At 75.0% G+C, this 26,340-nt stretch carries 20 protein-coding genes and 1 tRNA gene; 7 read left to right on the top strand and 14 right to left on the bottom strand.

The features are described from left to right. Positions 1 to 42 precede the first annotated feature (42 nt). Entirely contained in the window at positions 43 to 1,806 is a 1,764-nt protein-coding gene (locus LG396_RS35710) for a putative bifunctional diguanylate cyclase/phosphodiesterase (protein WP_027766852.1), read from the bottom strand. Positions 1,807 to 2,252: 446 nt separating this feature from the next. Here LG396_RS35710 and LG396_RS35705 point away from each other — a divergent pair, with 446 nt between their 5' ends. Beyond that, entirely contained in the window at positions 2,253 to 3,683 is a 1,431-nt protein-coding gene (locus LG396_RS35705) for a M6 family metalloprotease domain-containing protein (RefSeq protein WP_225797892.1), read from the top strand. A gap of 80 nt (positions 3,684 to 3,763) precedes the next feature. Here LG396_RS35705 and LG396_RS35700 read toward each other — a convergent pair. From LG396_RS35700 to LG396_RS35665, 8 genes are all read right to left on the bottom strand, one after another. Next, a tRNA-Lys gene (locus LG396_RS35700) sits at positions 3,764 to 3,837 on the bottom strand. Continuing rightward, positions 3,815 to 4,402 carry a bifunctional DNA primase/polymerase gene (locus LG396_RS35695; protein ID WP_225797891.1) on the bottom strand — a complete coding sequence of 196 codons (588 nt, stop codon included), beginning with the start codon at positions 4,400 to 4,402 and terminating at the stop codon, positions 3,815 to 3,817. Before LG396_RS35695 ends, LG396_RS35700 begins: the two co-directional genes overlap by 23 nt. 234 nt (positions 4,403 to 4,636) lie before the next feature. Further along, positions 4,637 to 5,017, bottom strand: a complete 381-nt coding sequence (locus tag LG396_RS35690; protein WP_018834087.1) for a DUF8844 domain-containing protein — start codon at positions 5,015 to 5,017, stop codon at positions 4,637 to 4,639. 109 nt (positions 5,018 to 5,126) lie between these two features. Next, on the bottom strand, positions 5,127 to 6,617 hold the full coding sequence (locus LG396_RS35685; RefSeq protein ID WP_225797890.1) for an AAA domain-containing protein: 1,491 nt from the start codon (positions 6,615 to 6,617) through the stop codon (positions 5,127 to 5,129). Beyond that, positions 6,614 to 8,173, bottom strand: coding sequence for a hypothetical protein (locus tag LG396_RS35680; RefSeq protein WP_225797908.1), 1,560 nt, complete (start codon positions 8,171 to 8,173; stop codon positions 6,614 to 6,616). The genes LG396_RS35685 and LG396_RS35680 overlap by 4 nt, the downstream gene beginning before the upstream one ends. Before the next feature lie 5 nt (positions 8,174 to 8,178). Next, the gene (locus LG396_RS35675; protein WP_225797907.1) at positions 8,179 to 9,384 is read right to left on the bottom strand and encodes a hypothetical protein; all 1,206 of its coding nucleotides are present in this window, start codon (positions 9,382 to 9,384) and stop codon (positions 8,179 to 8,181) included. Positions 9,385 to 9,469: 85 nt separating this feature from the next. Beyond that, complete coding sequence (locus LG396_RS35670; protein ID WP_225797889.1) at positions 9,470 to 10,531, bottom strand: phosphatase PAP2 family protein; 1,062 nt, start codon at positions 10,529 to 10,531, stop codon at positions 9,470 to 9,472. Between the two features lie 169 nt (positions 10,532 to 10,700). After that, positions 10,701 to 12,017 (bottom strand): NsdA family TPR-like regulatory protein, encoded by a 1,317-nt coding sequence (locus tag LG396_RS35665; protein ID WP_225797906.1) that lies wholly within the window; start codon positions 12,015 to 12,017, stop codon positions 10,701 to 10,703. A 305-nt stretch (positions 12,018 to 12,322) separates the two neighbouring features. Between LG396_RS35665 and LG396_RS35660 the strand changes: the two genes are divergently transcribed. Both LG396_RS35660 and LG396_RS35655 read left to right on the top strand, forming a co-directional pair. After that, the gene (locus LG396_RS35660) at positions 12,323 to 12,703 is read left to right on the top strand and encodes a hypothetical protein (RefSeq protein ID WP_225797888.1); all 381 of its coding nucleotides are present in this window, start codon (positions 12,323 to 12,325) and stop codon (positions 12,701 to 12,703) included. Between the two features lie 101 nt (positions 12,704 to 12,804). After that, complete coding sequence (locus tag LG396_RS35655) at positions 12,805 to 13,662, top strand: spermidine synthase (RefSeq protein ID WP_018851303.1); 858 nt, start codon at positions 12,805 to 12,807, stop codon at positions 13,660 to 13,662. Positions 13,663 to 13,686: 24 nt separating this feature from the next. Here the strand turns inward: LG396_RS35655 and LG396_RS35650 are convergent, their stop codons facing one another. Then, on the bottom strand, positions 13,687 to 14,280 hold the full coding sequence (locus tag LG396_RS35650) for a hypothetical protein (RefSeq protein WP_263980001.1): 594 nt from the start codon (positions 14,278 to 14,280) through the stop codon (positions 13,687 to 13,689). 145 nt (positions 14,281 to 14,425) lie between these two features. On the opposite strand from LG396_RS35650, the gene LG396_RS35645 reads away from it, so the two are divergent. Both LG396_RS35645 and LG396_RS35640 read left to right on the top strand, forming a co-directional pair. After that, a complete protein-coding gene (locus tag LG396_RS35645) occupies positions 14,426 to 15,130 on the top strand; it encodes a response regulator transcription factor (protein ID WP_225797887.1) in 705 nt (234 codons plus the stop codon). Next, entirely contained in the window at positions 15,127 to 16,707 is a 1,581-nt protein-coding gene (locus LG396_RS35640; protein ID WP_225797886.1) for a HAMP domain-containing sensor histidine kinase, read from the top strand. Before LG396_RS35645 ends, LG396_RS35640 begins: the two co-directional genes overlap by 4 nt. Before the next feature lie 342 nt (positions 16,708 to 17,049). Here the strand turns inward: LG396_RS35640 and LG396_RS35635 are convergent, their stop codons facing one another. The 4 genes from LG396_RS35635 to LG396_RS35620 form a co-directional block, all read right to left on the bottom strand. Further along, positions 17,050 to 18,468, bottom strand: a complete 1,419-nt coding sequence (locus LG396_RS35635; RefSeq protein ID WP_145897202.1) for a GH1 family beta-glucosidase — start codon at positions 18,466 to 18,468, stop codon at positions 17,050 to 17,052. Between the two features lie 121 nt (positions 18,469 to 18,589). Then, on the bottom strand, positions 18,590 to 19,483 hold the full coding sequence (locus tag LG396_RS35630) for a carbohydrate ABC transporter permease (protein WP_225797885.1): 894 nt from the start codon (positions 19,481 to 19,483) through the stop codon (positions 18,590 to 18,592). A gap of 10 nt (positions 19,484 to 19,493) precedes the next feature. After that, positions 19,494 to 20,495, bottom strand: a complete 1,002-nt coding sequence (locus LG396_RS35625) for a carbohydrate ABC transporter permease (RefSeq protein WP_225797884.1) — start codon at positions 20,493 to 20,495, stop codon at positions 19,494 to 19,496. 10 nt (positions 20,496 to 20,505) lie between these two features. Then, entirely contained in the window at positions 20,506 to 21,678 is a 1,173-nt protein-coding gene (locus LG396_RS35620; protein WP_225797905.1) for an ABC transporter substrate-binding protein, read from the bottom strand. 556 nt (positions 21,679 to 22,234) lie between these two features. Here LG396_RS35620 and LG396_RS35615 point away from each other — a divergent pair. Further along, complete coding sequence (locus tag LG396_RS35615; RefSeq protein ID WP_372483629.1) at positions 22,235 to 23,179, top strand: LacI family DNA-binding transcriptional regulator; 945 nt, start codon at positions 22,235 to 22,237, stop codon at positions 23,177 to 23,179. A 374-nt stretch (positions 23,180 to 23,553) separates the two neighbouring features. Beyond that, positions 23,554 to 26,133, top strand: coding sequence for a glycoside hydrolase family 9 protein (locus tag LG396_RS35610; protein WP_225797882.1), 2,580 nt, complete (start codon positions 23,554 to 23,556; stop codon positions 26,131 to 26,133). Positions 26,134 to 26,340 lie beyond the last annotated feature (207 nt).

Raw genomic sequence — 26,340 nt, 5'->3', positions numbered from 1 at the left:
CGGACGTACGCGACGGCCGGAAGGCACCGCCCTCCGGCCGTCCTACAGCAGCCGCTCGACCCGCTCCGCCGGCACGGCCCGGGAGTAGAACCAGCCCTGCGCCGTGTCGCACCCGATCCGGCGCAGCCGCTCGGCCTGCTCGCCGCTCTCCACGCACTCCGCGGTGACGCTGATGCCCAGCCGGTGCGCCAGGTCGACCAGCGCCTCGACGATCGTCTCGTCCGCGGGGCTCGGGTGCTCCGCGGAGCTGAAGCCCCGGACGAACGATCCGTCGAGCTTCAGCGCGGACACCGGCAGCCTGCTGAGGTAGGCGAGGTTGGAGTAGCCGGTGCCGAAGTCGTCGATGGCGATGCCCACGCCCATCTCGCTCAGCTCCTGGAGCGCCTGCAGCGGCCGGCCCGCCGAGCCCATCACCGCGGACTCCGTCAGCTCCAGCTGCAGCAGCCGCGGCGGCAGGCCCGTCTCCTCCAGGATCTGCGCGACGTCGGCGACCAGGTCGGAGTCCCACACCTGGCGCACGGCGACGTTGACGCTGACGAACACCGGGTCCGCGGGGCGCAGCCGGCGCCAGCCGGCGGCGCGGCGGCAGGCGGTGGCCAGCACCCAGCGGCCCAGCGGCACGATCGCGCCGTTTTCTTCAGCCAGTCCGATGAACCGATTCGGCGTGAGCGTACCGAGCTTCGGGTGCTGCCAGCGCACCAGCGCCTCCACGCCGCGCACGCTGCCGTCGCCGAGGTCGATGAGCGGCTGGTAGTCGAGCGTGAACTCGTCCCGCTCGATGGCCGGGCGGAGCGTGGAGGACAGCGCCTGCCGGGTCATCCGGTGGGCGTTGCGCTCGGGGTCGAAGAGGGTCCAGCGGGCCTTCCCGTCGGCCTTCGCCCAGTACAGCGTGGTGTCGGCGGCCTGCATCAGCGCCGTCGCCGTCTGCCCGCTGGCCGCCCGCTCGACGACGCCGATGCTCGCCGAGACCGCCAGGCGCTGCCCGGCGAGGTCGAACGGCTCCTGCAGCGCGTCGAGCAGCCGCTGCGCCAGCTCCCCGAGCTGCTCCGTACCGGCGGAGCGGGCCACCAGCACCGCGAACTCGTCGCCGCCCAGCCGGGCGACGGTGATGCCGTGCTTCTCGGCCTTGCCCGCCTCCGCCGTACAGGCCACCAGCCGGCGGGCGACGGCGGCGAGCAGCCGGTCGCCCACGCGGTGGCCGAGGGTGTCGTTGACGGCCTTGAAGCCGTCCAGGTCGAGGTACGCCAGGCCGACGCGCCCGGCCGCCCCCGGCGGCGGCGCCTGCGAGCGCGTACGCGACCCGCCCTGCCCGCGGCCCCGCCCCGCGCCGCCGTGCTCGGCCGCGGGTTCCTCGGCCTGCCTGGCCTCCTGCAGCGCCCCGGTGAGCCGCTCGAAGAACAGCTCCCGGTTCGGCAGCCGGGTCACCGGGTCGTGCATCTTCAGATGGCGCAGCTTCGCGCGCAGCTCGCGCTGCTCGGTGACGTCCGTGAGCGACAGCAGCGCCCGGCCGCCGGACAGCGGCGTGAGGGTCATCTCGACCGACAGCGACCGGCCCTCCGCGTCCTTCATCCGCCGCGTGCAGCGCAGCGAGGCGCGCCTGCCCTGGAGTACGTCCACGAAGCCGGCCCAGCTCCACGGCTCGTCGCGCAGACCGGTCAGCTCCGCGGCCGAGGCGCCGGCCAGGCCGCCCTCGCCGGCGCCGACCAGCTCCAGCATCCGGCCGTTCGCGGCCCGTACGAGGCCGTCCCCGCCGACGACGGCCATCGCGAGCTGGGCCCCGTCGAAGGCGGCGCGGAAGTCGTCCACGGGTGCTCCCGCCGGCAGGTGACGTTCCGTGACCGCCTGGAGTGAGGTCCCGGGCCCGCAGCCCGGACCTTCGAGAGATACGCTCACCGCTCGCTCCCGCCCGTGGGGACCGCTCGGCTCCGCCGCTGCAGAGCCACAGCGCTGGAAATGTGCCCGATCATAGGGCTACCGGCTGTGTCGATCCAGTGACGCCGCTACGGCGCGGAAAGCGCTGAGCCGGATGGGGCCGGGAGTGATCGCACATGGCCGCCTCCTGCCGGGCGAATGACCAGATGTGACTTTGTGTTACCCGCACATGCTCCTGATCTCCCCTCTCGTCCAGCCCCGGAGTCACCCGTGTGGGGCACTGGAACAGGACGAGCGGGAACAAACACGAACAAAGTGGGCTGTGTTCCCTACTCTTCCGAGCCGATGAGGTCGATGTGGCCCACCCATCCATACCCCCTGTGGAACAGGACCAGTCGCGCGCGTTGCACCGGGCCGCCGCCGTGGCCACCTCGCTGTCCGCCGTCATGGCCACCTCCCTCATCGCCGACCCGGTCGGCGCCCAGCCCGGCCACCCCTGTGCGCTGGAGCGCACCGCCGCCCACCACTCCGAGGGGGTCGCCGGCTGGGACCCGGCCTACCCGCGGCCGAAGAAGACCCTCGACGCGGTGATGGTGTATCTCTCCTTCCCCGATTCCGAGCCGCTGACCTCCCCGGACGAACTGACCGGGGACCACTTCCCGGCCACCGCGGACTTCTTCGAGCGGGCCTCGTACGGCCAGTTCCGGCTCCGGGTCGACGCCCGCGAGCGGTGGATACGCATGCCGTCGGACTCCCTGTCCTACGGCATCGCCCGCGACTGGGACCCGGCGGCGCGCAGCCGATTCCTGAACGACGCGGTATCCGCGGCCGATCGGAAAGTGGACTTCCGTGATTACGACGTGGTCTATCTTGTCGCCGATCCGGACGCCCCCGGCGTGGATTCCGACGCCACCAAGGTGGTCAACTTCGAAACCCCGATGCGCGCGGACGGCACCGACCTGCACCGCATCGTCACCGTCTTCGAACAGCACCCGCCCGACCGCAACGTCCTCGCCCACGAGACGGGCCACGTCTTCGATCTCCCCGACCTCTACCACCGGCCGGTCGACGGCCGGTCCGACTGGGACACCCACGTCGGCGACTGGGACCTCATGGGCAGCCAGTTCGGGCTGGCACCCGACCCCTTCGGCTGGCACAAGTGGAAACTCGGCTGGCTGGGAGACGACCAGGTCGGCTGCGCAAGCGACCCCGGGTCGGACCGCTTCACGCTGCACGCGCTGTCCGCCCCCGTGAGCCCGCGGACGCCCCCGCGCGGGACGACGGAGGCACAAGCGGAGAACGGGACGGAAGAGGTCCGGGGGCGGCGGGACGCAGCAGGTGCGAGAGGTGCGGGAGGTGCGGCAGGTACGGGGGAGGCGGCAGGCGAGGGGAACGCCGGAGGCGCGGGGGAGGCCGGAGACCTGGCCGGATCCCGGGAGAACGGCAAGGGGACGGCGGTCCTGCGGCGGGACACCCGGCTGGTCGTCGTGCCCACCGGCGCCACCACCGCCGTCGCCGTCGAGGCCCGCGGCCGGTACGCGAACGACCGGCACGCCTGCACCGAGGGCGTCCTCGTCTACCGGGTCCACACCGGCACCGACTCCGGCGGCGGTCCCGTCGAGGTCGTCGACGGCCACCCCCGCTCCGCCGCCTGCCACGACACCTCCGTCTACCCGCCGCTCGCCGACGCCCCGCTCACGGAGGGCGAGAGCCTGCACCTGAAGCGCGAGGGTGTGCGCGTGGAGGTGACCGGCAGGACGGCGGGCGGGGGCTGGAACGTACAGGTCGAAAAGGACCCCGAGCGTGAGTGAAGCGCGCGAGGCGGACCGGAAACGCAGACCGGGCGCTCTCGGAGATCCGAAAGCGCCCGGGTCGACGGTCCTGCGTGCTGTACGCCGTCAGGGACTCGAACCCCGGACCCGCTGATTAAGAGTCAGCTGCTCTAACCAACTGAGCTAACGGCGCCTGTCGACGTGGACGACTTTAGCACCCGGGTCCCGGAGATCGAAAATCGGTATTCCGGAGCCGCCGCAGCGGCCCGGACGCACCCCCACAGCAGCTCCTTCGGCCCCGGCAGCCACGGGAACCGCACCTCCGGCGCCACCAGCCAGCGCGCCGCCGCGACACCGGCCCCCTCCCGCCGCCCGTACACCGGCGGCAGCGTGACCGCGTCGCCCGGCCCGTGGCAGAGCGCAGGCGGCAGCCCGGGGCGCCACTCCTCCCAGGCCAGCAGGGCGGGCAGCCGGGCGGCGGTGCCGGGGGCGGCGAAGAGCAGCGTCCGGTCGCGTACGGCCGCGGCGGGCCCGCTGCCGGCGCCCTGCGCCCACAGCACCTCCAGCACCCGGCGGCCCGGCAGCGCGGGGAAGCTCACCACGTCGAACGCGCCGCCGCACGGCAGCACGGCGGGCGCCGCAGGCCGCTGCGACCACAGCGCGTACACGCTGCGCGGGAAGGGGCTGGCCGAGGCGAGCCAGTCGGCGCCGGCGGGGGTCACGTCGCTGGCGGAGGTGTCCGATGCGTGACGTTTCATGGAAACCACATCTACGCGCGCTGCCGCACGCCCCCGCGCAGATCCCCGGAACCGGGGACAAGCCGACGGGGAGGCGCGTATTGTGCGCCGGTTTGCCCGCGCGCCAGTGCTTTACGCCGAACCCGCGGCTGCGGCCCGCGCCGCCCCCACCGGGCATTCGCACGTACCGCCCACGCGCACCCGCGCGCTGTGAGGGCCCGGCCCGCCCGCGGACGCGCTGTGCCGGACAGGGACCTAGCCCTCCGCAGGAGAACCCGCGCCGCCGCCCGCGAGGAGGTCGCGGCCGAACTCGACCATCCGCTTCGCGTAGTCCTCCGTCCAGTCCGCCCGCTCCGCGATCGCCGCGGGCGTCAGCCGGTCGAACCGCTTGGGGTCGGCGAGCTGCGCCGCGGCCATCGCCTGGTACTCGATGGCCCGGTCGGTCGCCGCCCGGAAGGCCAGCGTGAGATCGGTGGCCCGGGCCAGCAGCTCGCGGGGGTCCTCCAGCGACTCCAGGCCGAAGAAGTGCTCGGCGTCGGGCTCCGCGAGCGGCGGCTCGAAGAGCAGCGCGGCGGGCCGGCGCGGGGTGCGCGGCTGCTCCGTCCGGCCTGGCCGAGCCTGGTCCGGCTCCGTCATAGGGGTCCTCCACTTGCCTCTGGGCCACCGCCCATTCTCCCCCGCCGCGCAACCCCGCCCCCGCGCTGCGCCGCAGGACCGCCCGTACGGGCGCGTGCCGCGCCGGCCGTCACGCCCGTACGCGATGGTCCGCCAGGTGCGCCAGCACCGCCTGGTGGGCCTCCCAGCCGTCCGGGAACTTCACCGCCGCACCGAGCTGCACCGGCTCCGTCGACGGGTGCTCGTCCAGCAGCTCCGGCACGCCCGCCCGGCACACCACGACGCACGCGTGCCGGTGCCGCGAGGCGAGCACGCACAGCCGTCCGGTCTCCAGGTGGAACGCCGTCGCGTCCGGCCGGCCGGAGAGCGGGTGGAGCACCACCGTGACGTCGAACTCCATGCCCTGCAGCCGGTTCGCCGTGTCCACCGCCACCGCGTCCGCCGCCTCTCGCGGCAGCGCCCGCGCGAGCGCGGCCCGTACCGCCGCGGCCTGGTCCCGGTGCGCCGTGCCCACGGCGATCCGGTCCGCCGTCAGCGCGCCGCCGCCGCGCTCCGACGCCGTCGTGCCGTCCCGCTCCAGCAGCCGCCGCACGACCTGCGCCACCGCGGCCACCGCCGCCGGGTCGGTCCGCGGCGTGTGCGCCGCGGGCAGCTCCAGCAGCCCCCAGCCGCTCGCCGCCGCCTCGTCCAGCACCCGGTCGGCGGCCGAGCCGTCGGACCGCCGCGCGAACGTCAGCCGCCGCTCGCCCGGGCCCGTACCGCTGCGGAACGGCGTGAAGGGGTAGAACGCCCGCGACACCAGCGGCGCGGCCGACGCCGGCAGCCGCCAGGACACCGGCAGCCGGTGCTGCGGCAGCCCGGGGTGGTGGGCCAGCAGCGTCGTCACCGCGCTTGCCGCCGGGTCCCAGGCCAGCCCCGACCACTGCTCGGCGCCGACCGCGCTGAACGGGTCGAGCTGCCCGGGGTCGCCCACGAACAGCGCGCGCTCGAAGAGCCCGCCGACCGAGAGCAGGGCGTCGGAGCGCATCTGGTACGCCTCGTCGACGATGGCGTGCTCCCAGCGCTCGGCGTCGGCGCCCTGCTTCGCCCGGGCCGCGGCGACGTAGGCCCACTTCGCGGCGGTGGACGCGACGACGTCCAGGCCGGCGAGATCGGCGAGGTTCGTGGCGGTGCGGACGTGCTCGTGGCCGTCGAGCACGGGGTCGTAGGGCCGGGGGTCGCTGCTGTGCAGCCGGCCCACGGGCAGATCGGGCTGCTCGCGGGCGAGGCGGTCGACGAGGTCGTCGACCTGCGCGTTGGTCTGCGCCACGAGGACGAGCCGGCGGCCCGCGGCGGCCAGTTCGCGGGCGGCGCGGACGACGAGGGTGGACTTCCCGGCGCCGGGCGGGGAGTCGACGAGCACGCCGCGCGCCGGGCCGTCGAGGGTGTCGCGGAGGATGGCCTCGGTGGCGAGGCGGGCGGCGGTGGCGGGGTCGGGGTGCTCGGCGGCGGCCGGCAGGGCGCCGTACGCGGCGGTCGCGGGCCCCTGCGCGTCCGTCCCCGGCCCGGGCTCCGTCCCCGGCCGGTGCTCCGGCGCCGTCGCCGGGCCGGTCCGTGCGCCGGTCCTCGGTTCCGTCGTCACAGGAAGTCCTCCGCCGTCACCCGGTCCGGCTCCTCCGCGGTCCGCCCCGCCGGGCTGCCGTGCGTCCACGGGGTGTCCTCAGGATCCGGCAGCGCCGGGCCGCGGCGGGCCGTGTGCTCGAAGAGCGTCCACACCACCCGGTCGCCCGGCTCCGGCACCGAGCCCTCCGCGGGAGCGCGGGAGCGGCCCATGCCGTCCTGCAACTGCACGGTCACCCGCCCCTCCCCGGCCCCGGCGACCAGCGCGCGCTGCGTGCGTCCGCCCGGCAGCTCGCGGTAGACCTTGCCGCCGTCCTCCAGGTGCGGTTCGTCGTCCGTGACGACGGTGACCAGCGGCCGGGGCATCGGGCGGCGGCCTTCGGAGTACGCCATCTCCACCGACTCCGTACGGCACACGAACGCCTGCCCCGCGAGCCGCCGCTCCGCCATCGTCAGCGGGTCGTCCAGCGCCTCCTGGGCGTCCAGTTCGGCGAGCGCCCGCTCCCGCTGGGCCAGCTTGCGGGCGGCGGTCACGGCGTCGTCGCGGCGCGGCTGGGGCGGCTCGCCGGCGCGCAGCCGGTCGCGGTGGGCGGTGAACGACCACCTGTCGCCGAGCCACCGGCCCGGCACGTGCGCGCCCGCCGGCAGGGCCCGCAGCAGGTCGTACGACCGCCAGAGGGCGTCCCACGTGGGCCGCAGCCGGCTCTCGACGAGCCGGGCGACGGCGTCTTCCGCCGCCCGCAGCGCGGCGGCGTCGCCGTCGGCGCGGGCGCGGTCGAAGCGGGTCATGGCGGGGGCCAGCAGGCGGTTGTCGAAGGCGGGGTCGGTGGCGGGTCCGGCCGGGGGCACGAGCAGCTGGCCCTCGGCGTCGCGGCCGGTCTCCGCGCGCTCCGCTGCCGCCGCGCCGTCAGTGATCCAGGCGAGCAGGGCGCCGAGGTGCTGGTCCTCGACGGTGCTCTGGCCGGTGGCCCAGTGCCGGGCGAGGAGTTCGGTGGCCGACAGCAGCAGCGCGGCGCCGGGCACGCGCGCCCGCTCGCCGTAGTGCGACAGCCAGCGGCCGAGGAGCGGCACGCGCGGGGGCGCGGGGTGCGGGGTGTCCGGGTCGTCCTCGGCGGTCCTGCGGAAGCGCATGGAGCGGCCGAGGAGGCGCACGTACTCGACGCCGGCGCGGCTGGGCACGAGCAGCTGCGCGGCGTCGGCACAGGGCTCCTCGGCGCGTTCGGTGCCGTCGCCGTCGCCGTCGCCTGCGGCGGTGCCGTCCGGCGCGTCGCCCGCGGCGTCGGCTTCGGCGTCGTCACCGGGGCCGTCCGCGTACGACTCGATGTACGGCAGCACTTCCGCCGCCAGCTCCGCGAGGAACGCGAACCGCAGGTCGCGGTCGCGCGGCTGCGGCACGACCAGCAGGCGCGGCCGGTCGCGGTCGCAGCCGACCAGGGCGCCGAGCGGGGCGGCGGCCTCGCCCGCGGCGGTCATCGGGACGAGGACGAGCGGCCGGTCGGACAGGTGCCGGTGCCGCACGGTCGCGAGGGGGGTGGCCCGGCCGGCGGCCACGGCCTCCGCCCGCGCGAGGGTGACCATGAGGCTCACGAGCCGCCACCGCCCGCCTCCGCCGGGCCCGCGGCGGCAGCGGCGGCAGCCGCCGCGGACAGCGCTTCCGCGCGCAGCGCGGCGGCCCGCCGCAGCGCGGCCACGGCGGGGTCCTCGGGAGGAAGACCGCCCGCCGCCGTACTGCCCGACTCCGGCTCCGCCCCGCCCGACGCCGTCCCGTTCGCCTCCGCCGCCGCGCCCGACGCCGCCGCCACGACTTCGCCGACCGTGCGCAGGCCGCCCAGGTCGCTGCGTACGCCGCGGCCCAGTGCCGTCACGTCCCCGCGCTCCCGGGCCCGGGCGCGGCAATGGAACGCCAGCTCGCACGCCGCCAGGCACTCCGGCGCGTACGCCGCGTCCACCGCCTCCACCGCCGCCGTGAGGCGCGGCGGGGGCTGGCGGACGTCCAGGCTCAGATCCGCCGGCAGGGCGGCGGCGATCGCTTCGAGGCGGGTGAGGCGCGCGAGCTGGCGGCGGGTGGCGGCCAGTTGCTTGCGTACGTCGACGGGCTCGGCGACCGGCTGGTTGGAGAAGTCCTTGGGGCACACCAGCAGCACGCTGTCGTGGACCTCGCAGTGCGGCAGCAGCGCCAGCACGTACACCGCGGCCTGCCGCGCCGCCGCGCCCACCTTCGCCGGGTCGGCCGCGCCGTCGAGGATCGGGAAGGACTTGATCTCGACCACCGTGCAGCGCCCGTCCGGTCCGACGACCGCCGCGTCCGGCTCCAGATAGACCGGCGCGCCCGCGACCTCCAGGCTGACCATCGGGTGCCGCAGCAGCGTCCAGCCGCCCCGCGCCACCGCCTCGGCGATGGCCAGCCGGGTGCGCTCGGTGCGCCCGCGGGGGCCGGGGGCGGCGAGGTCGGGGACGTGGACCGCTTCGGGCTCCGGCGGCGTCCCGCCGGCCCGCTCGGCGAGGAGGGCCAGCAACTCGGCGCCCTCGTCGGCGGTGATACGGGCCTCGAAGGCGTTGCCGCGGGCGAACGCGAACTGCGACTGCCCGAACGGCGCCGGTCTGCCCAGCGCCTCGGCGAGCGCGCCCTTGTCGATCCCGGCGCCGTCCAGCAGCGTCCGGCGGCGGCATCCGGGGTTGGCCGCGAGTGCGGCCAGCGCCCGTGCGTCCAGGGCGCGCGGCTGCACGTCCGCGCCGCGCAGCGCGTCGAGCCGGCGGCGCAGTGCGGGGGCGGCGCCGGCGGGGGTCAAGTCGCCCGTAGCGGTCGTACGTTCCACGCGCCGCAGTCTGGCACGCCCCACCGACAGGGGGGTGCGGCGGCGGGGCGGCCGCGGGTCAGTAGGCCAGCCTCCGGCACATCACCTGTGCCGGGCCGCCGCGCTGCTCCACCGGCGCCCTTCTGCCGCCCGACGGCGTCGGCGGGTCGCCCGGGGCCGGGTCGTCGTGCGTGGTGCGCGGGCTCGGGATGTGGGGCGGGTCCGGGTCGTTGGCCGGGACGCCGCTGCCTCCGCCCGTGCGGACCTTCTCCGGTACGCGGTCGTCCGCCGGTGCGTCGTCTCCGCCCGCGTCGTCCGCCCCTTCCGGCCGCGGGCCGCCGGTGGCGACCACGCCCCCGCCCGCGGGCGTGCCGCTGCCGCTGCCGCCGACGCGGGCGCCCAGGCGGTAGACCCGGCGGCGGATGCCGTCCGCGGCGCGCAGCGCCGGGCGCAGCAGCAGCCAGCCGATGCCCATGACGGCGGCGCCGGCGACGGCGTCGAGGAAGTAGTGGTTGGCGGTGCCCATGACCACGATGGTGGTGACGAGCGGGTACGCGACGCCCAGCAGCCGCACCGGCGTGTGCGGCGCGTGCCGCCACAGCACCACCGCGCACCACAGCGCCCAGCCCACGTGCAGGCTGGGCATCGCCGCGTACTGGTTGGTCAGACCGCCGAGCCCGCGGGGCGCGCTGGCCTCGCCGCCCCACCAGCCGTACGACGAGTACTGCGCCATCGTGTCGACGAACCCGTACGCCGGGTCCAGCAGCCGCGGCGGGCAGGTCGGCATGAGGATGAAGCCGACGAGGGCGACGACGGTGGAGAGCAGCAGCCAGGTGCGGTAGCGCCGGTAGTGCACGCGGTGGCGGAGCCAGACCCACACCAGGACGACGGGTGTGACGACGTAGTGCAGGGACGCGTAGATGAAGTCTGCGGGGACGCCGAGCACCGCGTGCGCGGTGAACAGTCTGTTGAGCGGGTCCTCGAAGTTGATGTGCAGGGTCTTCTCGATGTCGAGCAGCGCGAGGCCGTTGTCGACGGCCATGGCCACGTCGCCGCGGGCGAGGAGTCTGCCGGCCGAATACGCCATGTACACCACGACGACGAGCAACAGCTCCGTCCACCAACGCTGCCTCAGTCGCATGGTCCAGGCACTCCGTCTCCGCTTCCCCGCTGCGGGCCGCCCCACGTGGCCCACGGTCAACCGTACGGTGTACGTCAGCCCACTGCACGGTGTATATCCCGTCCACCGAACGGTGGAGGGAGCCAGAAAGACGCTGAATGATCCGGAAAGGTTGCCCCGGAGGGCCGGATCAGGCCGAAATCGGTCGCAGATTCGTGAGAAACGCCTCGACCTCGGTGTTGCCGGACCAGCGTCGCAGCCGCTCCGCGGTGCCGTCGAGCATGGCCCGTACGCGCGCGGATCGTACCTCCTGAAGGAGCGCGAGCGCGCTGCGGCCCGCGGCGGCGGCCTCGTCGGGGTGGCCGGCGGCGGCGAGGTTTTCGGCCAGTTCCGCGGTGAACAGGGCGGTGTTGCGGACGAAGTGCGGGTCCTGGAGGAGCACGGCGCGGCGGGCGCGTTCGGCGGCGCGGTGGTGGTCGCCGAGCGCCGCCCAGCACTGCGCCTCCAGGCCCGTCAGCTCGGCCTCGCCGTAGAACGACATCCACTCCGGGCCGTCGTCCGCCGTGCCCCGGGCGAACAGGTCGCCGGCCGCGGCCAGCGCCTCGCCGGTCGCGGCGCTGTCGCCGAGCAGCGCCCAGCCGCCGGCCTCGCGGGCGGCGAGCAGCGAGCGCAGCCGGTCGGAGCCGAGCGCGGCGGCGGCCCGGCGGCCGGCCTGGGCGGCGCGGACGGCCTCGTGGGCGCGGCCGGTGTCGCGGGCCAGGAAGGCGGTGTTGGAGAAGGCGTGCGCCTCCAGGGCGGGGTCGTCGGCGAGCCGGGCGGTGGCGAGGGCCTCGGCGTAGTGCGAGCGGGCGTCGGCGTAGCGGCCGGAGTCGTGTGCCAGCCAGCCGACGGACAGGGCCAGCTCGCCCGCCGCGGCGTGCAGCCGCTCGGCGTCGGAGCCGGGGCGGGGCGCGGTCTCCGGGAGCAGGGCGCGGGCGGTGCGCAGGGTGCAGCCGGCGCGCGCGTAGAGGTCGTCGGCGCCGTGCCGGTCGTCGTGCAGCCGGATGAGGCGTACCGCCTCCGCCACGGCGGCCGCGGGGAACTCGGGCGTACGGGCCCGGGCGGGCGGCAGCGCCGGGAAGGGCGGGAGGGGCGCAGGGCGCGGGCGGGTCGGCGCGGGGCCGCCGGCGGGGGCGGGTGGCGGCGGCTCGGCCGGTTCCCCGGAGGGCCCAGGGCGTACGGACGTGCGCGGGGGCGCATCGCTGCCACCGCGCGCCCCTCGGCCCCGTACCGCCGCCCGCGGCGCGAAGCCCAGATCGCCCAGCGAGCGGCCGGGGAACATGTGCAGGAACACGCGCTCGTACGCGTAGTTCGGGCACCGGATCTCGCCGGACTCGACGCGGCCCACGTAACGCGCGTCACACGAGACCTGTTCGCCGATCTCCCGCGCGGCCCGCCGCACCGCGGCGGCGAACTCGCCCGGTGAAAGCCTGCCGCGCAGCGCGCGGAAGGCGGTGTTGGGGCGCAAGGGGTCGGGTGGGGCGGCCACGTCCGCTCTCCCTCCGCAGGTGCTGCTCGGCAACTACTGTTCCGCGGCCGCCCGGTCGGCAACTGCTGTGCCGCGCCGGCCGGTGCCGCGCGGCGGCCCGGTCGCACCCGGGGTGCGCGCGCCGCCACGGAGAGTCTGCCGACACCGGGCCCCCGGCGCCCCCGATCCGCCATAAAACGCCATCCTTTGCGGCGACTTCATGCCGTGCCGTTGACGTGTCCCGGGCGTTGGATGTGCAGAGGACCGGGGGAACCACGACGGGGACTGGATGAGGAGGGGTTCCTGTGCCGGACACCGGCGGGGAGGCCACTGTCGGTACGAGGGTGGCCGCGGACCCGTGTGACCTGGTCACCGTCCCGGCCAGACACGGCCTCGAAGCGGTCGACATCCTCCGGCTGCGCACGGCCGTCGGGCCCGTGCTGCACGACGGCGGCGTCGACACCCTGGGCTTCCTGGTGCCGCCCGGCACGGCGGCGCGCTGGGACCTGCCCGGCAGCGCGTGCACCCCGACGCTGCACCGCGACCGCGGGCCGGCCGCGCCGCCGGTGGCGGGGACGTACTGGCTGGTGCCGCCCGAGGAGGCTGCGCCGGCGACGGACCCGGTGCTGCTGGCGGCGGCGCTGTGCGAGGCGGCCCGCACGATCGAGGCCGCCGACCGCTTCTGAGCCGCCGCCACCGGCCCGCGTACCCCGACCGCGCCCGCCCCGCCCCGGGCCCCGCACCCCGCGGGGGCGCGCCACCGGCCGGGGCGGGGGATACTGGGCGCGTGGCCAGACAGAGGTCGCGCGGCGGGCGCAGCCCCGTCGTGGTGGACGTGGACGGCGGCACCGCCGAACTGCGTCCCGACCCCGACCGCCCGCGCGCCTGGATGCTGCTCCTCGACGGCGCCCCGCAGTCCCACGTCGACCTCGACGACCCCGCGCACCTGGAGTTCGAGTACCAGCGCCGCCTCGGCCACGCCGCCGACCTCGTCGCCCCCGCCGGCCGCCCCGTGCAGGTCCTGCACCTCGGCGGCGGCGCGCTCACCCTCCCGCGCTACGTCGCCGCCACCCGCCCCCGCTCCGTCCAGCAGGCCGTCGAGATCGACGGCAGGCTCACCGCGCTGGTCCGCGCCGAACTGCCGCTGCCCGAGCGGGCCCGGATCCGGGTGCGGCACGGGGACGCCCGCGCGGTGCTGGCCAGGATGCCGGACGACTGGGCGGACCTGATCGTGGGCGACGTCTTCCACGTCGCGCGCACGCCCGCGCACCTGACGACCACCGAGTTCCTGGGCGAGGTGCGCCGGGTGCTGCGCCCCGGCGGCGTCTACGCCGCGAACCTCGCCGACGGGCCGCCGCTCGCGTACCTGCGGGCCCAGACAGCCACCGCCGCCGAGGTCTTCCCCGAGCTGTGCGTCATCGCCGCCCCCGCCGTCTGGCGCGGCCGGCGCTTCGGCAACGCCGTGCTCCTCGGCTCCGCCGCGCCGCTGCCGGTCGCCGAGCTGACCCGGCGGGCGGCCACCGACCCGCAGCCCGGCCGCGTCGAACACGGCCGCGGACTGCGGGACTTCGCCGCGGGCGCCCGCCCGGTGACCGACGCCACGGCGACCGGCTCGCCGGCGCCGCCGCCCGGGGTGTTCACCTAACCGCGGCCAGGGCGCGCGGGGCCCTCAGGTCGCGTACTCGTTCGTCTCCACCCGCGGCTCGCTGTCGTGCCACGTGCAGATCACCGACGTCCGCCGGCCGTCGCCGACGAAGTCGACGCGTATCCACGTCGTCTGCTCCCACGTCTGCATCTGCCACCCGGCCTCCGGCGTCGCCGAGACCAGCTCCGCCGAGTCCGCGGTCATCTCGAACGTCACGCGCCCGCCGGCCACCGGGTAGGTCTGCACGTCCCCCCGGGCGCTCGCGGCCGGCCGGTCCCGCTGTGCCGCGCTCCCGGGGCCGCCTCCCGTGGCGTTCCCCGTTCCGTTCGCCGCTTCCCCGGTGCCCTGCGGACTCTCCGTACGCTCCGGCGGCTCCGGTGAACTCTCCGCCGCCGACGGGGTCGTCGGCGACGGCGTCGGCGAGGGCGGTGCGGGACGCTCCGTGGCCGTGCCGACCAGGGGCGGCGGCGACGAGGACGGCGCCCGGCCCGACAGCGGCACCGTGTGCGGGCGGTCGGAGGTGCTGTCCAGCACCAGCCGGACCCCGAACCACGACACGGTCACGGCCGCCAGTGTCGCCAGGGTCCACGCGAGCGCGTGCACGAGCCTTCGACGCATCGGCCATATCCTGCCGCACCCGCCCCCCGCCCCGCGATGCCGCACCACCGGCCGGAACCGCCCGCCGCCGGTTGTCCACAGGGCGTTGTCCACAGGCGCGGAGGCGGGGCGGCGCGCACCGCGCTTTTGGCGTACGTTGCCGGGCATGGCAAGTGTGCTGCTGGTGGAGGACGACCAGTTCGTGCGCTCCGCGCTGATCAGGCACCTCACGGACGCCGCCCACACCGTGCGCAGCGTGGGCACGGCGCTGGAGGCGCTCCGCGAGGTCGCGCACCACGGGTTCGACGTCGTGATCCTCGACCTCGGGCTCCCCGACCTCGACGGCGCCGAGGTGCTGAAGATGCTCCGGGGCCTCACCGACGTGCCCGTCATCGTCGCCACCGCCCGGGACGACGAGTCGGAGATCGTCCGCATCCTCAACGACGGCGCCGACGACTATCTCGTCAAGCCCTTCTCCGTCGAGCACCTCCAGGCCCGCCTCGGCGCGGTTCTGCGCCGCGCCGGGGGCCGCACCGCCGCCGCCCCGCCGCCGCGCGAGCTGTGCGTCGGCGGGCTCGCCATCGACCTGCGCCGCCGCCGGGCGGTGCTGGACGGCCGCGAACTGGACCTGACCCGGCGCGAGTTCGACATGCTGGCGTTCCTCGCCGAGCGGCCCGGCGTCGTCGTGCCGCGCCGGGAGCTGCTGTCCGAGGTGTGGCGGCAGTCGTACGGCGACGACCAGACGATCGACGTCCATCTGTCCTGGCTGCGCCGCAAGCTCGGCGAGACGGCCGCCAGGCCCCGGTATCTGCACACCCTGCGCGGCGTCGGCGTGAAGCTCGACCCGCCGGCCGGGATCCCGCCGCCATGAGGTGGGCGCTGGTCAAGGTGTGCCTGGCGGTCACGGTGATGGTCGTGGTCGCGTTCGCCGTGCCGCTCGGGCTGGTCGTCAAGGAGATGGCGCGGGACCGGGCGCTGACCAACGCCGAGCGGATCGCCGCCGGCATCGGCCCGGCGCTGGCGATCACCACCGACGCCGAGCAGTTGGAGCGTGCGGTGGGCAGCACCGAGGCCGGTGCGGGCGGGCGGATCGCGGTGCACGTGCCGCGCGGCAGCGCGGAGGGCATGTCGGCGGTACGGATCGGGGAGCCGCGCGCCGGCGGGGCCGACGTGGAGCGCGCCTCCGGCGCGGGCACCTCGTCGCTGGTCGAAGTCGCCGGCGGGCACGCGCTGCTGCAGCCCATCGCCGTGGAGGGCGACCGGGTCGCCGTCGTGGAGGTGTTCGTGCCGGCGGGGGAGCTGACCGAGGGCGTGACGCTGGCGTGGCTGGTGCTGGCCGGCGTCGGCCTCGCGCTGGTCGCGGGCTCCGTCGCCGTGGCGGACCGGCTCGGCACCCGGATGGTGCGGCCCGCGCGCCGCCTGGCGGGCGCCGCGCACGACCTGGGGGAGGGCAAGCTCGGCGTCCGGGTCGAGGAGTCCGGTCCCTCCGAACTGCGCTCGGCGGCCGTGGCGTTCAACTCGATGGCCGACCAGGTCGCGCTGCTGCTGGCCAACGAGCGCGAGCTGGCCGCCGACCTCTCCCACCGGCTGCGCACCCCGCTGACCGTGCTGCGGCTCAACGCCGCCTCCCTCGGCGACAGCGGCGCCGCCGAGCAGACCCGGCAGGCGGTCGCCCAACTGGAGCGCGAGATCGACCAGATCATCGCCGCCGTGCGCGAGCAGCGCGGCCGGCCCGCCGGGCAGCAGGCGGCGGCGGTGGCCGGCTGCGACGTCTCCGCGGTCATCAGGGAGCGGATGGAGTTCTGGTCCGCGCTGGCCGAGGACGAGCGCAGGTCCGCGCGGCTGGCCGGGGTCGACCGGCCGGCGCAGGTGCCGGTGGCGCGCGCCGAGTTGGTCGCCGCCGTCGACGCGCTCATCGGCAACGTCTTCCGGCACACCCCGGAGGGCACCGACTTCTCCGTCGACGTGCACCACGCGGGCGACGCCGTCATCGTGCTCGCCTCCGACGCGGGCCCCGGCATCCGCGACCCCGAGGCGGCGCTCACCCGCGGCCTGGGGCAGGGCGGGCCGGGTTCGACGGGGCTGGGGCTCGACATCGTGCGGCGGGTCGCGGAGTCGACGGGCGGGGACGTGCGGATCGGGCGTTCGGTGCTGGGCGGCGCGGAGATACGGCTCTGGCTGGCGCTGCGCCCCGGTCCTGCCGCGGCGGACGGCGAGCGGCGCCGGCAGCGGCACCGGGTGGTGCGGGGGCGGCGCGGCCGGGCGGCGGACGGAGCGACCGCCGGCCCCGGCGCGGACGACGGCGGCGGGGCCGGGGCGGCGGCCCCGGGCACCGGCAGGGGTGCGGGCAAGGGCGGCGGTACGGGCGCGAGTGGCCCCGGCACCGGGGCTGCGGGGACGGGGCCGGGAGCCGCCGCGGGCGCGGGCGCGGGTGCGCGGCGCGCGTAGCGCGGGCGGCGGCCCCCGCCCCTGAAAGGCGCCGGCCCGCCGCGCCGGCCGCAGGCCCCCGCCCGTCACGCGGCGGCCTGGATCCGGGCCGCGGCGGCCCTCGCCCTCCCCGGTGGCGCCCGCCGGTTGCCGGTCCGGCGGACGCCCGTCTCTCCGCCCGGGTCTCCGGGCGGCCGGTCTCCTGTGCCCCGTTCTGCCGTGCCCCGCGGCCCGCCGTGCCCCGCGGTCCGCCGAGTGCCGGCGTGCCGTGCCCTTGTCTCCCGATCGGCAGTCAGCCGCACCCGGTCGGCAGGCGCGGGGCCCGTCCGGCGCCCGCCGTGCCGGGCGCCGTCGCGCCGCGGGTCAGATGTCGAGCGGCGGCAGCGCCCCCGCGCGGATCACGTCCGCGTACCAGCGGGCGCTGGACTTCGGGGTGCGCCGCTGCGAGGTGTAGTCCACGTGCACCGCGCCGAACCGCTTGCCGTAGCCGTAGGCCCACTCGAAGTTGTCCAGCAGCGACCACAGGAAGTAGCCCCGCACGTCGGCGCCCTCGGCGATGGCGCGGTGCACCGCGCCGATGTGCCCGTGCAGGTACGCGATGCGGTCCGGGTCGTGCACCGACCCGTCCGGCTCCGGCTTGTCGTCGTACGCCGCGCCGTTCTCGGTGATGTACAGCGGCAGGTCCGGCGCGTCGGCGGTGAACCGCAGCAGCAGCTCCGTCAGCCCGGTCGGATCGACGGTCCAGCCCATCGCGGTGCGCTCGCCCGGCGGCTGGTGGAAGGCGATGCGGTCCGCGCCCGGCCACGGGGACCGCGCGCCGCCGCCGTGGCCGTCGGCGCGCTCGGGCACGGCGTCGCCGGTGACGGCGGAGACGACGGTGGGCGTGTAGTAGTTCAGCCCGATCGAGTCCAGCGGCCGGCTGATGAGCGGCAGGTCCCCGTCCCGTACGAACGACCAGTCCGTCAGCCGCGCGGTGTCGTCGAGCAGGTCGGGCGGGTAGGCGCCGTCGAGCATCGGGCCGGTGAAGATGCGGGTGGCCAGGGCGTCGACCTGGCGGGCCGCGTCGCGGTCCGCCTCGGAGTCCGTACGGGGGCGTACGACCGCGGGGTTGAGGCTGACGGAGATCTCGGCGCGGGCCGGCAGCGCGGTGCGCAGCGCGTCGACGGCGAGCCCGTGCGCCAGGTTGAGGTGGTGCGCCGCGCGCAGGGCGGCGACGGGGTCGGTGCGGCCGGGGGCGTGCACCCCGGCCGCGTAGCCGAGGAACGCGCTGCACCACGGCTCGTTGAGCGTGGTCCACAGCTCGACGCGGTCGCCGAGGGCGTCGCCGACGAGGCGGGCGTAGTCGGCGAACCGGTGCGCCGTGTCGCGCTCCGGCCAGCCGCCCGCCGTCTCCAGCTCCTGCGGCAGGTCCCAGTGGTAGAGCGTGAGCACCGGCTTGATGCCGGCCTCCAGCAGCTCGTCGGCGAGCCCGCGGTAGAAGTCCAGCCCGCGCTGCACGGCGGGGCCGCGGCCGGTGGGCTGGACGCGCGGCCAGGAGACGGAGAAGCGGTACGCCCCGACGCCGAGCCCGGCCATGAGGCGTACGTCCTCGGTGCGCCGGTGGTAGTGGTCGACGGCGACGTCCCCGGTGTCGCCGCCCGCGGTCTTCCCCGGGGTGTGCGAGAAGGTGTCCCAGATGGAGGGAGTGCGGCCGTGCTCCCGCGCGGCGCCTTCGATCTGGTACGCCGCGGTGGCAGTGCCCCACAGGAAGTGCTCGGGGAAGGTAGCGGTGGTGTCGGACATCTGGGAGCGCTCCCAATCTAGGCGGTGTCGAACGTCGTGGACATCGAGGGTCGGTCGTATCTCATCGCCCCCCGGGCGGTGCGCGGGTCGTACCCCGGCGGGGTGAACGGGTCACGGGCGCTCAGCCCTTGACCGCGCCGTGCATGATGCCGCCGACGATCTGCTTGCCGAAGAGCAGCAGGAGCAGCAGCAGCGGCAGCGTGCCCAGCAGTGCGCCCGCCATGATCACCGACTGGTCGGGGTTATGGCCGCGCGGCAGCCCGGTGAGCGCCACCTGCACGGTCGGGTTCTCCTGGGTCAGGGCGATGATCGGCCAGAAGAACTCGTTCCACGCGAAGACGAAGGTGAGCATGCCGAGCACGGCCATGGCGGGCCGTGCCGCGGGGAAGACCACGTGCCAGATCACGCGCAGGCTGCTCGCCCCGTCCACCCGGGCGGCCTCGACCAGCTCGGTCGGCAGCGCCTGGATCAGGTACTGCCGCATGAAGAACACGCCGAAGGCGCTGACCAGGAACGGCAGGATCACCGTCTGCAACTGGTCGATCCAGCCGAGCTCCGCGATCGCCATGTACAGCGGCACGACGCTCAGTTGCGGCGGCACCATCATGGTGCCGATCACGAGCAGCAGCAGCAGGTTCTTGAGGCGGAACCGCAGCTTGGCGAAGGCGAACCCGGCCAGGGTGCCGAAGAGCACGGTGCCCGCCGCGACCGACGCGGCCACGATGGTGGTGTTCAGCAGCGCCAGGTCCATGTTGGCGTCGGTCCACGCCGTCTCCATGTTGGAGAAGAGGTTGCCGCCGAACCAGAGCGGCGGGGGCGTCTCCGCCAGCCGCGCGTTGGTGCGGGAGGCCGCGATCGCGGTGTAGATGAGCGGGCCGATCGAGATGGCCGTGAAGAGCGCCAGGATGGCGTACGTCAGCTTGCCGGCCCGCTGCTGCCCGCCGGCTTCGCCGGCCCGCGGCCGGCGTCGGCGGCGGGTGGCCGCGGGGGGAGCTTCCGTCTTGAGCAGTGCCATGAGCTCTCCTTCAGCTCTTCCGCAGACGGCGTGCGATCAGGGCGTTGATGACGCCGATCACCACCAGGATCAGGAACATCACCCAGGCGATGGCCGCGGCCCGGCCCAGGTGCAGATTGCGCCAGCCCTGCTCGTACATGTACAGGCCCAGCGTCTGGAACTGGTGGTCGGCGCCGCCGGTGGCTCCCTTGGTCTCGTCGAACAGCAGCGGCTCGCCGAAGAGCTGTACGGAACCGATCGTCGACACCACGACGGTGAACAGGATCGTGGGCCGCAGCGACGGGATCGTGACGTGGAGGAACTGCTGCCAGCGGGACGCCCCGTCGAGCGAGGCCGATTCGTACAGGTCCTGGGGCACGGCCTGCATCGCGGCCAGGTAGATCAGGGTGTTGTAGCCGGTCCAGCGCCAGATCACGATGCTCGCGACGGCGATCCGCGAGGTCCAGTCGCCGGCCTGCCAGTCGATCTCACCGACGCCGAACTGCCCCAGCACCCAGTTGATGATCCCGTAGTCGCGGCCGTAGAGCATGGCGAAGACCAGCGTCGCCGCCGCCACGCTGGTGGCGTACGGCGCCAGCATCGCCACCCGGAAGAAGGCGGAGGCGCGCATCTTGTAGTTGAGCAGGTGTGCGAGTCCGAGCGCCATGAGCAACTGCGGCACGGTGGAGATCACAGCGAGGACGAAGGTGACCCACAGCGAGTTCCAGAAGAAGTCGTCTTCCAGCAGCCGGCTGTAGTTGTGCAGGCCGGCCCACTCCATGTCGGTGGGTGCGGTCAGCTCTACCCGGTGCAGCGAGGCCCACGCGGTGTAGAGCAGCGGAAAGAGGCCGAACGCGACGAAGAACAGGAAGAACGGCGAGATGAAGGCGTACGGGCTGAACTTGGCGTCCCACCGGTAGCGCCTGCTGCGCCACGTCTTCCGCGGGTCGCGGGCGGCGGCCCGCCGCGCGGGCGGGGCCGCGCCCCCCTCCGCTGAGGGGGGCGCGGCCGCGGTCGATCCTGTCTGGGTCATGGATTCCGTCTCACCGGTCCAGTGCGTTGTCCACCGCGTCGGCGGTCGAGTCCCAGGCGCCGTCCGCGTCTTCCTTGCCCTGCTCGACCAGCCGCAGCCCGTTGGCGATGTTCTCGGCGATGACCTGGTCCTTCGGGCCGATGATCTGAACCGGGGTGCCCTCGGCGGCGGTGGCGAAGATCTCCCCGATCGGGGCGTCGCCGAAGTACTCGTTCGTGGCGCTCTTGACCGAGTCCATCTCGTACGCAGACGGGGTGCTGGGGAAGCTGCCGCGCTCGGCGAAGAGCTTGGCCTGCTGCTCGGGCGCGAACAGCCAGGCGACGAACTCGGCCGCCTCCTCCTTGTTCTCCGCCGCTTCGGGGACGCCGAAGAAGGAACCGCCCCAGTTGCCCGGGACGGGCGCCTGGGCGACGTCCCACTTGCCCATGGCCTTCTCGCCGCCCTTGTCGGCGATGTAGCCGAGCATCCACGGCGGGCAGGAGACGGTGGCGAAGTCGCCGTTGCTCATCGCCTGGTCCCAGCCCTTGGTGAACTGCTGGAGGTTGCCCGTCAGCTTCTCCTCCGCGGCGGTCGAGGCGATCTCCCAGGACTCCTGCACGCCCGGGCTTTCGTTGTAGATGACCTCGCCGTCCTCGTCGTAGTAGCGGGTCTCGTTGGAGGACACGGCCGCGTTGTACACGCCGCCGGCGGCGTCCGCCCAGGCGACGCCGTCGGGGGCCTTCTTCTGGAAGTCACGGCCGACGTCGAGGTACTTCTGCCAGTCGCCCTCCCACAGCTTCGAGACCTCGTCGCGTTCGGTGGGCAGCCCGGCCGCCTCGAAGTGGTCCTTGCGGTAGCAGACGGCCATCGGGCCGATGTCCGAGTCCAGGCCGACGAGCTTGCCGTCGGAGGTGGAGCCCATCTGCCACTTCCAGGGCAGGTAGTCCTCCTCGGAGACGCCCTTCACCTCGGAGAGGTCCATGAACTTGTCGGCCTGGGTGTCGACGATCTCAGCGATGTTGGCGACCTCGATCGCCTGGACGTCCGCCAGGCCGCTGTCGCTGGTGAGGTGGTTCAGCAGCTGCGGGTAATAGTTCTCGTTCCGCTCGATCACCGTCTCCTTGATGGTGATGTCGGGATTGAGCTTCTCGTACTCGTCGTAGAGCCCGGCCTCCTTGAAGCCGAAGGTGCCGAAGAGCCCCATCGTGATGGTGGTCTTTCCGCCGCCACCGTCCCCGGAGTCGGCCTTCGAGCCGCCGTCGTCGTCATCGCTCGCGCACGCGCTGAGCAACCCGGTGCCCAGAGCGGCTGCGGCCAAAAGGCCCACGGCCCGTCGGGTCGTGCGGTAACTGCGCACTGCATCCTCCTAGCGCCCTGACGCGTGCCGCTCCTGCCGGAGGTGTACGAGGGGGATCGGGAGAGTGGCGGCTCGGGCGGGCTTTCGTGCGGGTTCTCTATGGGTCGAGTAGAGTGGGAGCGCTCCCAGAAGTGATTGGTTGAAGGGTGGCCTGTCGGTGACGGGGGTGTCAAGGGACCGGACATCTCGACCGGCTCCCGTTACGCGGCTGTTAGCTTCGGTGCGGGCCGCGGGCCGGGGCCGGGGGCGAGAATCGGACAGTCAGCAGACAGCCATAACGCGGGAGGGTGGAATGGCGGTCAGGGATCGGCGTACGCCGGTGACACGTGGCGGGCGGGGTGGCAGACCGACGCTGGAGCAGGTCGCCGCGCGAGCCGGGGTGGGCAGGGGGACGGTGTCCCGGGTGATCAACGGATCGGACCAGGTCAGCGAGCAGGCGCGGACCGCCGTCGAACGGGCCGTGGCGGAGCTGGGCTACGTGCCCAACCGCGCGGCGCGGGCGCTCGCGGCGGGCAGCGCGGACGCGGTCGCGCTGGTGATCCCGGAGCCCGAGACGCGGCTGTTCTCCGAGCCGTACTTCTCGGACATCGTCCGCGGGGTGAGCGCGGAGCTGGCGGAGACGGACAAGCAGCTCCTGCTGACGCTCATCCGCTCGCCCCGGGAGCGGGAGCGGCTGGCGGCGTATCTGAGCGCCGACCGGGTCGACGGCGTGCTGCTGGTCTCCGTGCACGAGGGCGACCCGCTGCCGGAGATGCTGGCGGCCATGGGGCTGCCGGCGGTGCTCAACGGCCGCCGGGCGGCGGGCGAGGCCGTGCCGTACGTCGACTCGGACAACACCGGCGGCGCCCGGGCGGCCGTCGAGCACCTGATCGGCCGCGGCCGCGGGGCGATCGCGACCATCACGGGCCCCGCCGACATGTACGTCGCGAGCTGCCGGCTGGAGGGCTACCGTCAGGCGTTGAAGGCGGCGGACCGCGCGGAGGACCCCGGTCTCGTCGCCGTCGGCGACTTCACCGAGGAGGGCGGCCGCCGGGCGATGCAGGAGCTGCTGGAGCGGCGGCCCGCGCTGGACGCGGTCTTCGCCGCCTCGGACGTGATGGCGGCGGGCGCGCTCCAGGTGCTGCGCGCGGCGGGCCGTACGGTGCCGGACGAGGTGGCGGTCGTCGGCTTCGAGGACTCGCCGGTGGCCCGGCACACCGACCCGCCGCTCACCAGCGTCCGGCAGCCCACGGAGGAGATGGGGCGGGCCATGGTGCGGGTGCTGCTGGACGGGATCGCCGCGAAGGACGCCACCCGGGAGCGGCACGTGGTGCTGCCCACGGAACTGGTGGTACGCGCCTCGGGATGACCCGGCGGGCCCGGCGGGGTCCGCGGTACGCAGGCGGGGCGGGTCCGGAAGCGGGCCCGCCCCGCCTGCGTGTGCGGGCCGGCTTTCGGGCCCGTACCGGCCAACTCGCCCGCCCCTGGGCCGACTTCTGTCGCGAGGGTTGACAGGTGCATAACCCTTCGGGAGATTGGGAGCGCTCCCACACTTCAAGTCTTGCACCTCCCGCCGCGAGGTGAGGACGGGGGGCGAACCACCCCAGGTCCACCCCCGTCCGCTCGGCTCAGCCGGGCCGGGCGCGCACAGGCCCCGTGCGCCCGGCCCGGCTGTCTCGCACCCCGTCCGCTCCGCGGGCCCGCCCGCGCCCCAGCCCCCCACCCCCGCCGAAAGGACTTTCCGTGAGACGGCACATACCCCGTGCCCTCGCCGCCGCGCTGGTCGCCGGAGCGCTCGCCGCGCCCGGCGCCGCCGCGGCCGACGAGGGCCCCGAGCTGATCGTCAACGGCGGCTTCGACGCCGGCACCGCGCCGTGGTGGTTCACGCCGGACAGTCCCGGCACCGTGGTCGACGGCCGGCTCTGCGCCGACGTGCCCGCCGGCACGGTCAACCCGTGGGACGCCATCATCGGCCAGGACGGCCTGCCGATCACCGCGGGCGAGACCTACGCCCTGAGCTACACCGCGACCGCCACCACACCCGTGACGATCCGCACCAACGTGCAGCAGGCCGTGGAGCCGTGGGGCCAGTTCTTCTCCTCCGCGGACCAGGTGACCGACACCGCGCAGACCTTCGAGCACGTCTTCACCGCCACCGCCGCGGACGACGCCGCCCAGCTCGCCTTCCAGATCGGCGGCAGCGACGCGGCGTACACCTTCTGCGTCGACGACGTCTCGCTGCGCGGCGGTGCGGAACAGCCCCCGTACGACCCGGACACCGGCTCGCCCGTGCGCGTCAACCAGGTCGGCTACCTCACCGACGGGCCGAAGAACGGCACCTTCGTCACCGACGCCACCGAGCCCCTCGGCTGGACCCTGAACGCCGCGGACGGCACCGAGAAGGCGAGCGGGACCACCGTGCCCGCGGGCACCGACCCGACCTCGCTGCAGAACGTGCACACCTTCGCCTTCGGCGACTTCACCGAGGCCGGCGACGGCTACACCGTCACGATCGGCGGCGAGACCAGCGAGCCCTTCGCCATCGGCGACGACATCTACGGCAAGCTGCGCACCGACGCGCTCGCGTACTTCTACCACAACCGCAGCGGCATCGAGATCGACGCGGAGCTGGTCGGCGAGGAGTACGCCCGCCCCGCCGGGCACGTGGGCGTCGCGCCCAACCAGGGCGACGACGGCGTCCCCTGCCAGGCCGGGGTCTGCGACTACACGCTGGACGCCGCGGGCGGCTGGTACGACGCGGGCGACCACGGCAAGTACGTCGTCAACGGCGGCATCGCCGCCGCGCAGGTGATGGGCGCGTACGAGCGCACGCTGACCACCGACGGCGCCGACGGCGAGCCCATCGGGGACGGCAAGCTCGCCGTGCCCGAGCGCGGCAACGGCGTGCCCGACGTGCTCGACGAGGCACGCTGGCAGATGGAGTTCCTGCTCTCCATGCAGGTCCCGGCCGGCGAGGAACTGGCCGGCATGGCGCACCACAAGCTGCACGACGACCAGTGGACCGCCCTGCCCACGCTGCCGCACGAGGACGCGCAGGCCCGCGAGCTGCACCCGCCGTCCACCGCCGCGACGCTCAACCTGGCCGCCACCGGCGCCCAGTGCGGGCGGCTGTACGCCGGCTTCGACGCCGACTTCGCCGACCGCTGCCTGTCCGCGGCCCGTACGGCGTACGCCGCCGCGAAGGCGAACCCCGACATGCTCGCCGACCCGAACGACGGCACCGGCGGCGGCGCGTACAGCGACGGCGACGTGAGCGACGAGTTCTACTGGGCCGCCGCCGAGCTGTACCTGTCCACCGGTGAGGACGCCTACCTCCAGGACGTGCTCGGCTCGCCCCTGCACGGCGACGCCGCGGCGGTCTTCCCCGGCGGCGGCATGTCGTGGGGCGCCACCGCCGGCCTCGGCGCGCTGGACCTGGCCACCGTCGACAGCGGGCTGACCGACGCGCAGCTCGCCGTCGTACGCGGCATGGTCACCGACGCCGCCGACGGCTACGCGGCCGACGCCGCGAACGCCGCCTACGGCCTCCCGTACGCCCCCGAGGGCGGGCGCTACGTCTGGGGCTCCAACTCCCAGGTGCTCAACAACATGGTCGTCCTGGCCACCGCCCACGGCCTGACGGGCGAGGCCGGCTACCGCGACGCCGTACTGACCGGCCTCGACTACGTGCTCGGCCGCAACCCGCTGAACCAGTCGTACGTCACCGGCCACGGCGAGCGCGACTCGAAGAACCAGCACCACCGGCACTGGGCGAACCAGCTCGACCCGAGCCTGCCCAACCCGCCCCCGGGCGCGCTGGCCGGCGGCCCGGACTCGCAGCTGGAGGACCCGGTCGCGCAGCGGGAGCTGACCGGCTGCGCGCCGGCGATGTGCTACATCGACGACATCGAGTCGTACTCGACCAACGAGGTCACCATCAACTGGAACGCCCCGCTCGCCTGGATCGCCGGCTACGCCGACGACCTCGTCGCCGGCGGCGGCCCGGGGACGGGCCCCGGCGAGGAGTGCGCCGCGGCGTACGACGTGCCCAACCAGTGGCCCGGCGGCTTCACCGGCACCGTCACGATCTCCTGCGACGGCGCCGCGCTCGACGGCTGGACCGCGGAGTGGGACTTCCCCGACGGGCAGCGCCTGCAGAACGCCTGGAACGCCGTCTGCACCCAGGCCGGCACCACCGTGAGCTGCCGGAACACGCCGTACAACGGCGCGGTGCCGGACGGCGGTTCCGTCTCCTTCGGCTTCAACGCCGGCTGGAGCGGCAGCAACGGCGCGCCCCGGGAGGTGAAGCTCGGCGGCACCTGAGCGGCACCCGAACAGCACCTGAACGGCCGGCCGCGCGCCGCCGGGGCGGCTCTCCCCGCCCCGGCGGCGCGCGGATTAAGTGCCTCCGATGCGTTCCTCAAGAGAGTCTTAAGCCTCGGGCCCGGTGCCCGTGTCGGGTGTTTTGCCCGAGTCGGGGCCACTAGCGTGCGTAGCGTTCCTCGGGACGGCGCGGAGGCCCTGGTCTCC

The sequence above is a fragment of the Streptomyces aculeolatus genome, from assembly GCF_020400605.1.
Lineage (GTDB): Bacteria > Actinomycetota > Actinomycetes > Streptomycetales > Streptomycetaceae > Streptomyces > Streptomyces aculeolatus.
This window is presented reverse-complemented; position numbering and strand designations above follow the sequence as displayed.

What these genes read in the sequence shown, in the direction of transcription:
- LG396_RS35690 (WP_018834087.1), bottom strand. Translation starts at nt 5,017, where the DNA reads ATGACGGAGCCGGACCAGGCTCGGCCAGGCCGGACGGAGCAGCCGCGC.
- LG396_RS35635 (WP_145897202.1), bottom strand. Translation starts at nt 18,468, where the DNA reads ATGTCCGACACCACCGCTACCTTCCCCGAGCACTTCCTGTGGGGCACT.
- LG396_RS35650 (WP_263980001.1), bottom strand. Translation starts at nt 14,280, where the DNA reads ATGCGTCGAAGGCTCGTGCACGCGCTCGCGTGGACCCTGGCGACACTG.
- LG396_RS35640 (WP_225797886.1), top strand. Translation starts at nt 15,127, where the DNA reads ATGAGGTGGGCGCTGGTCAAGGTGTGCCTGGCGGTCACGGTGATGGTC.
- LG396_RS35630 (WP_225797885.1), bottom strand. Translation starts at nt 19,483, where the DNA reads ATGGCACTGCTCAAGACGGAAGCTCCCCCCGCGGCCACCCGCCGCCGA.
- LG396_RS35695 (WP_225797891.1), bottom strand. Translation starts at nt 4,402, where the DNA reads ATGAAACGTCACGCATCGGACACCTCCGCCAGCGACGTGACCCCCGCC.
- LG396_RS35670 (WP_225797889.1), bottom strand. Translation starts at nt 10,531, where the DNA reads ATGCGACTGAGGCAGCGTTGGTGGACGGAGCTGTTGCTCGTCGTCGTG.
- LG396_RS35645 (WP_225797887.1), top strand. Translation starts at nt 14,426, where the DNA reads ATGGCAAGTGTGCTGCTGGTGGAGGACGACCAGTTCGTGCGCTCCGCG.
- LG396_RS35625 (WP_225797884.1), bottom strand. Translation starts at nt 20,495, where the DNA reads ATGACCCAGACAGGATCGACCGCGGCCGCGCCCCCCTCAGCGGAGGGG.
- LG396_RS35680 (WP_225797908.1), bottom strand. Translation starts at nt 8,173, where the DNA reads ATGGTCACCCTCGCGCGGGCGGAGGCCGTGGCCGCCGGCCGGGCCACC.
- LG396_RS35620 (WP_225797905.1), bottom strand. Translation starts at nt 21,678, where the DNA reads ATGGGGCTCTTCGGCACCTTCGGCTTCAAGGAGGCCGGGCTCTACGAC.